Consider the following 10,723-nt stretch of genomic DNA (forward strand, 5'->3'; position numbering starts at 1 on the left):
ACATCATCCTATGGAAGCAGGGAAAGCCTATGGCTCAGAAAAAGACTATAAATTTCAATAACCTGCGATTTGAAATCGCCGAAGATCCCGAGGCTGTGGATTATACAGTGGTCGGTGATATCGACGAGAATTTCCGTCACAAGGATGTTCCGCGTATCGCGCATAACAAAATTCGCATACACCTGAAGGATGTGGGGAATTTCAACAGCTGTGGTATTCGTGAATGGATTCAGCTGATCACAGATCTTTCCAAAGGCGGCTCGCTGTCGTTCTATGAATGCAGCGTGTCCTCGATTGATCAGATCAATATGGTGCCGAACTCCCTGGGTGGTGGCGTGGTCGAGTCATTCTTCGCGCCTTATTACTGCCAGTGTGGGCAGGAGCATATCAAACTGATTAATGTGCGCGAGCATCTCAGCACGCTGAAGCAACTGATCGCACCGACTTTCCAATGCGACTGCGGTCGCACCTTGGAGTTCGATGCATTGGAAGAGAGTTATTTTCAGTTTATCGTCGCGCTGCCACGGGCGGGATAGCAAGGCAGACAAGGAAGGGGCGGGAGCATGGATGCTCTGGTCAAGACCGCGATCGAATCATTGGTGAAAAAAATACTGCCGCTGCTGGAAAAGCAGCTGGCCGGTGTATTGGCACAACCGGGCGACCGCCCTTCACCAGAACTTGCATATCTCATCAGCGAAAGCCGTGAACTCCTCGACCTCATGTCGAGCTGGACGGCATCACACGGCAAACCCGCTTTGAAGAAGGCTATAGCTGCAGCCGACATCAGCGACGACGAAGCCACCGCACTGATGGCCCAGATGAGTGACAGCGACGACGAAGCCGCCGCCCTCATGGCAGAAATGGACGACAGTCCGAAAGCCAAAGCCCCTGCGAAGAAAGTTTCAGAAGAACTGAGCGACGACGAAGCCGCCGCCCTCATGGCAGAAATGGACGACAGTCCGAAAGCCAAAGCCCCTGCGAAGAAAGCTTCAGAAGAACTGAGCGACGACGAAGCCGCCGCTCTTCTCGCCGAGATGGACGGTTCACCCGCAGAATCAAACGGCGAAGAACTCAGCGACGACGAAGCCGCCGCGCTGCTCGCGGAAATGGAAGCGCCCGCAAAAAAACCCGTGGGCAATGCCGTCAGCACCGCAGCACCGAAACCCATGGCGGATGATGAAGCCTCCCGTCTTCTCGCCGAGATGGATGATGAACCGGCTCCCGCGCCGACCAAAGCCGCCCCGACCGCAAAGGCAGCGGCTCCGGCGGCTCATGCTGATCAGCACGATGACGAAGACTTCAAAGAAATCGCCGAATGGGAACCCAATGATTTCCAATCGGATCCTTCCATGCTCAATGACTTCATCACCAACAGTGACGAACTCATGCAGACCGTGGATGATGCCATCCTGCGCCTGGAGCAGGATCCAACAAACAAAGCCATCATCGAAGAAATCTTCCGCGCCGCGCATACCCTGAAAGGCGGCTCGGGCATGTTCGGTTTCAAAGGCATCGAACGCGTCATGCACCGCATGGAAAACCTCTTCGATCTGATCCGTAAGGACAAACTCGTCCCCACCCCGGAAACCATCGACGTCGTGTTCCAGGGCATCGACCTCCTAAGAAGACTCCTGCAGGCCGTCAAAGACGGAGGCCCCTGCGGTGTGGAAACAGCCCCGATCGTACGGTCCCTCAGCTACGCCGCGAAAGGCAAGCTCGCACCCAAAGTCGCCAACCCGGCCGCAGCAACATCGGCGGCCAAATCATCAGCACCCACGGCCGAACCGGCCCCGGCAGCCGCCGCGCCCAAAGCCGCAGCCCCCAAACCCGCGGCGGCCGCAGCCCAGGCCCATGACGACGATAAGAAAGACCATAAAAACGCGAAAAAAACCGAACAATCCACCATCCGCGTCGACCTCGAACGTCTCGATGTCCTCGTGAACCTGGTCGGTGAACTCGTGATCGACCGCACGCGCTTTGCGAGCATCGAAGAGGACCTGCGCACGAACTTCCCCCAAATCAAATTGGGCAGCAGTTTCTCAGAAACCGTCCAGCTCTTCGGTCGACACATGAATGAAATCCAGGACATCATCATGAAGGTCAGGATGGTGCCCATCGGTAACGCTTTCAATAAGTTCACGCGCGTGATCCGCGATCTCTCGCGATCTCTGAATAAAAAAATCGACCTGATCATCACAGGTGAAGCCGCCGAACTCGACAAGACCCTGGTCGAGCAGATCGGTGACCCCTTGATCCACCTGATCAGAAATTCCTGCGATCACGGCATCGAACTCCCTGATGTGCGCAAGTCCACGGGCAAAAACCCAACCGGCAAGATCTTCCTGTCCGCGCATCAGGAAGGCAATCAGATCGTGATCAAAATCGAGGACGACGGCAAAGGCATGGACCCCGCCGTGATTCGGCGCAAAGCCATCGAGAAAGGGCTGATCACTGAGGAAACTCAGCTTTCCGATCGCGACAGCCTCAATCTTATTTTCGAACCTGGCTTTTCCACCGCCGATCAGGTGACCAACATCAGCGGCCGCGGCGTCGGCATGGATGTCGTGAAAAAGCAGATCATGAAACTCAAGGGCATGCTGGAACTCGACAGCGCTCCCGGTCGCGGCACCACGGTCACCATTCGTCTGCCTTTGACTCTTGCGATCGTGCAAAGCCTCCTCGTCCGTTCCCGCGGCGAGACCTTTGCGATTCCCTTGAACTCCGTTATTGAATCCATTCGAATCTCGCCCAAGGATATTCAAAGAGTGGGCGATGTCGAAGTCTATAAATTAAGGGACACGGTCCTGCCCTTGATTCACCTCGACGAGGCCATGACTCTTGGCACCAAGGAAGGCAGCATCTCCGATCTCCTCAAAAGCAAGGCTTCGCAGCGCAGGAGCCGTGTGAATCGGGATCGGCACTTCGTGGTGGTCGTTGGCCAACCCGATCGCCCTACGGGCATCGTGGTCGATCAGCTTTTGAATCAGCAGGAGATGGTGATCAAATCCATGGGTCCTTTAATGCGCAACATCCCCTGCGTGGCCGGTGGAGCCGTTCTGGGTCACGGGGAAGTCGTGCTGGTTCTTGATATCCCTGAACTTGAAGCTGCGAGCCGCGGACGAAACCGCGTGCAGGCTGCGTAAGGAGGCTCATCATGAATATTCCAGGCCTGACTCCCGAGATGATGGATCCCGAACACAGCATGTTCGCCATTCGCGGTGACCTGGATGGCGGCAAGGATAATCAGGATTTCACAGCGGTCAAACAGTTCATTGGCCTGCTTCTCGGCAAAGAGGAATTCCTCCTGCCCATTGAAGTCACCAACGAAATTATCATGATGAATCAGTTGACCTTCGTCCCCCGCGCGCCGCGTTTTATCGAAGGCGTTATCAACCTGCGCGGCACCATACTGCCGGCCATCAATCTGCGCAAGATGATGGGCCTGCCGAATGTGGAGCCGACGCTCCAGAGCCGCATCATCGTCGCACATTATGAAGAGGTCACGGTGGGCCTGATCGTGGATGGGATCACGTATGTGATTTCCTTGAATGATGATCAGCTGCAGCAGCAGGCGCTCCCTGGGCGCGGCAATGGGTCTGAGTTAATTTCCACCATCAGCAAGCGCGGCAATCAGGTGAACGGCGTGATTGATATTGCCAAGGTCCTCGCGGAAACCGGCATTGACTATCAGGCCCACGACGACTTCGAAGAACACTGAATTTCTTTTCGGAAAACGGACAGTAAATAGCGCAGCTGGCACGATGAGTGCAGCTGCGCTTTTGTTTACTTTCCGTTTTCTGGAGGAAATCAATTATGCAAAAAAGCTCACTCCCGGTCCTGCTCCCTCTCAGTTGCCTGCTTTTCGTGCCTCTTGCATACAGCCAGGACGCCAGCAACCCTCAATACAAAACCGCAAGCGCCTGGTCGGAAGCGCCTGTGTCGGCCGGTGTTAACATCACAACGGCCGATGTGGATCTGACGGATGAAAACGTCTTCGCCTTCGGTGTGTTTGGTGACTATTACACGGGTCAGAATCTCTCCGTGGGTCTTTCCCTTGACTACTGGGCGGATGAGTTCAATTCATCACGCGCGCAACGCGTGGATCTGGAAAATCTGATCATAGGAGCGAATGCCAAATTTCATTTCACCAACATCATGGCTGGCCTGAAGCCATATGTGTTGGCAGGTCTTGCTGCCCATCGCTTTCAAGTGAGCACGGCGCGCCGTGATCCCAGTGCGGACGCGACCGATGTCCTCTCTGAATATGATCGCGACCTTCAGGATGTGGAAGGTGAACTGGGCGCGGATTTCGGCGCGGGTTTGAGTTACACCATTCAACCCGCGATGGATCTGGTAGGGGAACTCAAATATCGGCGTGTACTGGATCGCACCCTGGACCTCGATCAGATGAATTATTCTCTAGCCCTCGCCTATATGATGTAAAGCGAGCCCAATTCTTTGCAGACTCAAGGTGGAACCGATTTTGCTAGGTGATCCCTGTGTCTGCAAAAATGGAGCACATCTATGATTTCAGAAAACATGGAACACACGACCGAAGGACAAATGGCCCAGGCCCCTGTGGATCCGAATCCACCCCGGCATCAACCTCCGGCACCGCCACCGCCTTCCCGGCAGCCTGAACCCCAGCCAGGTTCACCTCCCGGCGATATTCCGCCGATGGTTCCGGCTCCGCCCGAGGCGCCCGAGCCCTTTCCTCATCCGCACCCCATCCCGGATCCAACGATTCCGGAACCAGGTCCTCCAGTCTTCCAGTGAGGTCTGTTCAAAGCCTGAGCACTGCATCCCTTCGGTGACCCGGAGGGGGGCTGTGCCCTACATAAGTCATAATGATTTATTCAAGCGTATCGCCTGGGACCACTGGGCCGCCAGGATTTCATGCTAGTAAAACTATTCAGACGCTTGCTGCCCGGCCAGGACGAGTTTCTCTTGCCGTTCGAAGACACAAATGAAATTATGAACAGGAACCCGATAACCCTTCGTCCCGCGAGCACCGCGCTGTTGCGGGGCGCAATCCTCAGCCCCACTCGACTGCTGCTCGATGATGGGTTTCGCACCAAGGTTCCACAAGATGAATGCGACTATCCCAATGCGCTGGCTCTTTCTTACCCTGGCCCTTCTGCCCTTCACCGCGCAATTTCTTGCGGCTGCGGAAAAACCACAGAGTCAGAAAGCTGAATATACCCTGCAAATTCCCATCAAAGATGCGGCTATCGTCCGTGATGGAATCATCGGTGAAGCCGTGGGAAAACCAAACCGCGGAAAAATCGGTCTGAATGAAGTCACCGTCACGGCTCCGGGCTACGGCGTCCGGCGCCTTCGTTTCTGGCTCAAAGCTGGTGAAAAAGCCGTCATTGAAGCGAATCTCGCCAGGATTCATGACCCCATCGATCCCGAATGGAAGTCTCTCGATCGAATCATTCCTTCGGCCAAACTCAGCAAGGTGCCGAGCGTCTGTTCCTGGTACCAGGAGAAGACCAATGATACAGCCATCTGTCGCCGCAAGACCTGGCTGGAAGACGTCGCCTTCTCGGAACCGACACCTTACGCTGTTGATGACATGCGAGCCCTGGCCACCAGCAAAAAGCTGACAGGCTATCGCGAGCTGGTCAATCGCAGCACCGAAAGCACGCCTGAGTTGGAAGCTCAGGTGGAAGAGATGTTCCGCCTTTTCCCCAGCAACGCTTCAGTCTTTCAACTGAATGCGGCCATCGCCCTGCAGCGTGGAGACTGCCCACGCGTGCATACCATCTTCGTCGATGCGCAGCAGGTCCTTCCCAATCCTTACCCGCTTTTGCTTTATAAGGCGCTTTGCTTTGAAATCCAGGGACAAACCGAAGCGGCCACCATGCTGATCCAGGAAACCATCAAGAACAACAAGGCACCGGCTCCTTACCTCACCTATCACCTGGGCCGCATGCAGCTGAAGAAATCACCTGATACCGCGATAACTCTGGCCAACAGCTGCCTGAAGAGTTTTCGCTTCGACCTGTCCTGCCAGGAACTTGGTCTGATGGCTGGCCGCCTGACGCAAAAAGTTTTCAAGGTGCAGCGTTTCAATCTTGAGGAAGGCACATTCAAAATCTTTCGCAATCTCGAAGAGGGTTTGCCGAAGGGACTCGCCGAGGCGCTTTTTTTCAGCGTCATTCCCCTGATCAACAGCTACCCGCACAGTCTTGAATTCTATCTCTTCCTCGCCTGGATCGATTCGGTGCAGAAGGTCGGCGGTGGTCTTGATTATTATGCCCGCAAAATGCAGGTCGGCGGCATCCTGGCTTCCGGCGGTCTTGATATGGCGATTGAAACTCTGGAAAAGCAGAACCTTTCCTACCTTCTGCCGGCTGTCTATCGCGCACGCCTTCGCAGCGATCCCCAGGATCCTAATATCTGGCTGCGGTTGATTCGCGCCTATTCAAAAGCCGGCCAGTGTCCCGAGGTGATTCAAACCATCAAGGAAGGCGAGGGCATCCTGCCTCGCTACAATACGCAGCTGCTGCAGATGCAGGCGAGCTGCTATGTGGAGATGAATCGACTCGACGATGCGCTCGATGCCTATCTGAAAGTCCTGACGGCGCAGCCGAAGGTCTGGTCCACCTATTACAATCTGGGTTCGACCTATGACAGGCTCAAGAAGCGCAAAGAGGCTTTGGAGAATTATAAGACCGCGCTGCAGTATAATCCGCCTGCGGAGACTCGGGATAATATCAATGCCCGGATTCTGGAATTGCAGCAGCCTGCGAAGAAGCCTTAAGCGTTCAAGGCTGAGGGTTTGATGACTCTTGGCCGTTGTACTTGAAGGTGTCGTGCATTTTGATGGGGATGACCTCTTCGGTTTCTTCATCCTCATCCAAAAGACCAACCTGCTCCGCTTCCGCAAGCCAGTGCGCACGGTCAGGCAGTTCGATGCCCACGGCTGTGGCATACCCGAGCGACTCGACACCCAGGAAAGCCAGTTCACTGGAGTCCGGCATCGAGCGCGCAATCGCATAGTTCCGTTCAAGCCCATGGCGATCAAAGGCGCGACAGTAGGTCAGCAGCAGTCCGTAAGCGACGTTCTCGTCTTCACCATCGGCAAGGCGCGCAGCGTGCTGCAGAGAACGCTTGAAAGGCATGCGATAGAAGAGCGAGTTGGTCACGAGCCGATATTCATGACTGCTGCGGGGAAACTCTTCAATCACCTGTTCGATGATCGCTTCGTCCTGCAGTCGCACCAAAGCCTCTTCCGCGAATTCGTTCAATTCCGCCAGATCACTCTTTACCAGCGTCTGCAGAATCAGGGGACCGGCATCACGGCAGTCGCGCATGGAAAGAATCATGCAGGCCAGAGCCTTGAGCCAGGGATTGGAGTCATCAGTCAGAATATTTTTCAGCTCAGGGTTCTGCGGGTAAGGACGCCGGGCCACTTCACGCGCAAGAGCCTTGACAGTTTCCTTGATACGCCTGGGAAACATGGGATATTTTGTGAGCGCGACGGACATGCTGCGAAGTTTTTCCCAGAGGCTGTCGGAAGACGAGCGGTAGAAACCTATCGCTTCTTTGATCAATTCGTGCTCGATGCGGGTCAAATCCGGCAGCCTGAGCAGATTTTTTTCGATCGGCAGGAGAAGGGCCGGAGGATGCAAAAGGATCAAATCCAGAGCCAATTTATGCCGATCCGCTTCCATGGATCGAGCCATCTCCAGACAGGGCTCCAGAGTGGAGTCATTCAGCGCAAGGTGCTCCAGATCACGCCGCTGCCAACCGGAGCTCGCAAGGCCACGCTCACCGAGTCGGGCAATCACACCCAGTGTCAGTTCAGCGTCCTGTATTGATGACTCTCCAATGGTTTCAGCCGCAGCACGACGAACCAGGAGACTGTCATCACCGAGAAGTTGCGTCAGCCACTTAAGCTGAAAAGTCGAAAACGCGCTCATTTTTTGGCTCACTTCTTCAACGTCTGCCGAATCAAGTCGGGCCTTATCTGGTCATAGGCTGAAAGGAAGGTCTTGTAAAGTAAATCTACAATCCCTTGATGAGTTTACACCCACTCTGAGCGGGCGCATAAAGATTGGGAAAGCCGCAGTTTTCTCGATATTTGATGGCTTCTGCTGTCTGGTGGCATCCTGGTCTTGGGCAGCTCACACCTAAGCTATCACATTTTATTCGCGCGATGGTAGAGTTTGAGCGGAGCGGTGAAGGAGGCGTCGCTTCAGGCAAAGCCACGGAAGCGAAGCTCTCGGATTCATATGCCAAATCGAATAATAAAAATTACCGTGGTGGAATTTTCAGACAGTCACGGCGTCAATGAAAATCCCCAGCGCGATTCTTACCCTTCGAGGATACTTTCCAACCCGTCAATTCCTCAAGCAAATTTCACGGCTCCTTTCGAAGGTCGAAGTGAAATCCACCTTTATGTTTACCGGTAGACACCGATTGTAAAGGTGTGGAGGATCCCATGCTTAAGCTGATCACCTTTCTCGGTTTTTTCCTGTGCAGCACCCTGACTGCCGCTCCTGTCGACCTCGGCAAGGATTTCGCGGGCAAGCAGTTTGGGCACGATCTCAGCATATTTCGTGATGCTTCAGGCACGATGCCTGTGGATCAGGTTTGGGAACAGACCTTCGCGCCGTCCGAGAAGATGACCCCGAATCTGGGTTTTACCCCTGATATTCTGTGGGTGTCCTTCGAGCTTCATAATCCGGGTGATAAGGATGTTCCCCTCCTCCTCGAATATAGATATGCGTCCGCGGATTTCGTTGAACTCTTTCAAAAAGAGGGCGCGGGTTTTTCTTCCGTGAAGATGGGCGACAAGGTTCCCTACGAATCGCGCAGCTTCAAGAGTCGTTATCCGATATTCGAGTTGAATGTCCCCTCGGGAACGCATCGCTATCTGATGCGGATTGAAACCGAAGGCACGACGATCGCCCCGCTCTTTTTCTGGAACAAGGCGGCGTTCCAGCCTTACATGCTGCGTGACGGCATCACCCTCGGCATCCTCTTCGGGATCCTCTTTGCGATGCTGGCCTATAACCTTTTTCTCTTTGTGTCGTTCAAATCCCGGATCTATCTCTTCTATGTCGCCTACATGTGTTTTTTCACCATGCACGCGCTCTCGGCCCAGGGCCTGTCCTATATCCTGGTTGGCTCGAACTCCCACGATCATTGGTGGTCGAATCAGGGCTTCGTGGTCTTCGCCGAGCTGGCCTCGATCTTCATGGCGCTTTTCAGCATGCATTTCCTCGACATCAAGAATCGGCATCCTATCATCTATAAGCTATGCCTTGTGCATCGAGGCATTTCGATACTCGACATCATCAACGTTCAGTTCCATAGCTATGAGCTGGCCGCAAAAATCGCGAACCTCAACGTGGCTTTCGTCTCCTGCCTCATGATCACGGCCGGGGCCATCAGCATCTATCGGCGCTACCGACCTGCCTACTTTTATACCGTGGCCTGGAGCTTTTACCTCCTGGGGGCGGTGGTGATGGTGCTGAAGTATCAGGGTGTCCTTCCCCTCAATGCGTTGACGGAATATGGGAACCTTTTCGGAGCCTGCGCCGAGGCCATTCTGATTTCGATCGCCCTTGGTGACCGCGTGAATCATTACAGGAACAAGGCCGAGGCTGAAATTCACAAGTTGAACGCCGATCTGAAACTTCATATCGAGCATGTCGAGGAACTGGTCGAGGACAAGACGCGGGATATCCGTTCGATTCTTAAAAATATCCATCAGGGTATTTTTATGATTGAAGCGGACGGCCGCATGCATGCGGAATATTCGGACTATCTCTGCAGCATCCTGGGCGAGAAACCGGGCCGGACCGAGCCTGCCTTTGATATACTCTTCCGTCATGCGAATGTGGATTCCGACACGCGGGCGATGAATCAAAACATCATCGAGACCTCACTCAATGCGGATGTCTTTAATTTCGAGGCCAACCACAGTCATCTTCTGCGCGCGGCCCAGCTGAAGATGACGGCCGGCACCCGGGACGTTGAACTCGACTGGGTGCCTATCATCACGGACGCCAACCATGTCAGTAAACTTTTGGTGAGTGTGCGGGATGTGACGGAAATCAAGCAGCTGACCCGCGAGTCCGAGGAGCATCGGCGCACTCTGGAATTGATCGAACGGATCATCAGCTTTCCGGCTTCGAAGTTCGATTCCTTCTTTGAAAGCGCCAAGGATCTGCTCGCGTCCTGCCAGCGGCTGATGGAAAGTGCCAGCATCGACCTGGAACGCGCTCGGCATCTGAGCCGGAATCTTCATACCCTCAAGGGTTTGACGCGGGCCTTTGGTTTCAAAGAGATATCCTCGCGCATCCATGAGATGGAGCATATGCTCCACGATACCGTGAAGAACCAGAAGACCGAGGGACTGCCCACGGCGCCTGTCTATATGGCCTTTGAGTCGATCGAAGAGGACTTCCAGGAGCTTTTCTTCATCAACTATACGCGCCTCGGCCGTGAATATGCGAAGCAGGATCATAAACCTGCCGAGATCCGTAGTCTGATCGCCTCCATCAATTCTCTTGTATCAGCCATCGAGCGCGGCACCCCGCAGGCCGGTCTGAGTCAGCTGAAAGACACTTTGGTGAAAGACCTTTTCTTCAATATGAGCTATCTGCTGCAGGATCTGAATGAGGGTCTGGATAAATCCGTGAATCGCCTGGGTATTAAAAAACCTACGGTGACGGTTCTCGGTGATAGTTTCCACTTCTACCCG

The 10,723-nt window shown here is 54.3% G+C and carries 8 protein-coding genes; 7 read left to right on the forward strand and 1 reads right to left on the reverse strand.

The window, feature by feature from the left end:
- Positions 1-29: 29 nt before the first annotated feature.
- From VFO10_RS24105 to VFO10_RS24130, 6 genes are all read left to right on the forward strand, one after another.
- Positions 30-536: a hypothetical protein gene (locus VFO10_RS24105; RefSeq protein WP_325144553.1), complete on the forward strand. Its 507-nt coding sequence runs from the start codon at positions 30-32 to the stop codon at positions 534-536.
- Between the two features lie 27 nt (positions 537-563).
- Positions 564-3,143, forward strand: coding sequence for a chemotaxis protein CheA (locus VFO10_RS24110; protein WP_325144554.1), 2,580 nt, complete (start codon positions 564-566; stop codon positions 3,141-3,143).
- A gap of 11 nt (positions 3,144-3,154) precedes the next feature.
- On the forward strand, positions 3,155-3,718 hold the full coding sequence (locus VFO10_RS24115; protein ID WP_325144555.1) for a chemotaxis protein CheW: 564 nt from the start codon (positions 3,155-3,157) through the stop codon (positions 3,716-3,718).
- 95 nt (positions 3,719-3,813) lie between these two features.
- A complete protein-coding gene (locus VFO10_RS24120) occupies positions 3,814-4,443 on the forward strand; it encodes a porin family protein (protein WP_325144556.1) in 630 nt (209 codons plus the stop codon).
- Positions 4,444-4,524: 81 nt separating this feature from the next.
- Complete coding sequence (locus VFO10_RS24125; RefSeq protein WP_325144557.1) at positions 4,525-4,776, forward strand: hypothetical protein; 252 nt, start codon at positions 4,525-4,527, stop codon at positions 4,774-4,776.
- A 313-nt stretch (positions 4,777-5,089) separates the two neighbouring features.
- Positions 5,090-6,769: a tetratricopeptide repeat protein gene (locus VFO10_RS24130; protein WP_325144558.1), complete on the forward strand. Its 1,680-nt coding sequence runs from the start codon at positions 5,090-5,092 to the stop codon at positions 6,767-6,769.
- A 4-nt stretch (positions 6,770-6,773) separates the two neighbouring features.
- On the opposite strand, the gene VFO10_RS24135 is transcribed toward VFO10_RS24130, so the two are convergent.
- Positions 6,774-7,931 carry a hypothetical protein gene (locus VFO10_RS24135; protein ID WP_325144559.1) on the reverse strand — a complete coding sequence of 386 codons (1,158 nt, stop codon included), beginning with the start codon at positions 7,929-7,931 and terminating at the stop codon, positions 6,774-6,776.
- Positions 7,932-8,452: 521 nt separating this feature from the next.
- Between VFO10_RS24135 and VFO10_RS24140 the strand changes: the two genes are divergently transcribed.
- Positions 8,453-10,723 (forward strand): 7TM diverse intracellular signaling domain-containing protein (locus tag VFO10_RS24140; protein WP_325144560.1); only part of this gene is annotated, 2,271 nt, incomplete at its 3' end.

Source organism: Oligoflexus sp. (assembly GCF_035712445.1).
GTDB lineage: Bacteria > Bdellovibrionota_B > Oligoflexia > Oligoflexales > Oligoflexaceae > Oligoflexus.

What these genes read in the sequence shown, in the direction of transcription:
- VFO10_RS24120 (WP_325144556.1), top strand. Translation starts at nt 3,814, where the DNA reads ATGCAAAAAAGCTCACTCCCGGTCCTGCTCCCTCTCAGTTGCCTGCTT.
- VFO10_RS24115 (WP_325144555.1), top strand. Translation starts at nt 3,155, where the DNA reads ATGAATATTCCAGGCCTGACTCCCGAGATGATGGATCCCGAACACAGC.
- VFO10_RS24105 (WP_325144553.1), top strand. Translation starts at nt 30, where the DNA reads ATGGCTCAGAAAAAGACTATAAATTTCAATAACCTGCGATTTGAAATC.
- VFO10_RS24135 (WP_325144559.1), bottom strand. Translation starts at nt 7,931, where the DNA reads ATGAGCGCGTTTTCGACTTTTCAGCTTAAGTGGCTGACGCAACTTCTC.
- VFO10_RS24110 (WP_325144554.1), top strand. Translation starts at nt 564, where the DNA reads ATGGATGCTCTGGTCAAGACCGCGATCGAATCATTGGTGAAAAAAATA.
- VFO10_RS24125 (WP_325144557.1), top strand. Translation starts at nt 4,525, where the DNA reads ATGATTTCAGAAAACATGGAACACACGACCGAAGGACAAATGGCCCAG.
- VFO10_RS24130 (WP_325144558.1), top strand. Translation starts at nt 5,090, where the DNA reads ATGAATGCGACTATCCCAATGCGCTGGCTCTTTCTTACCCTGGCCCTT.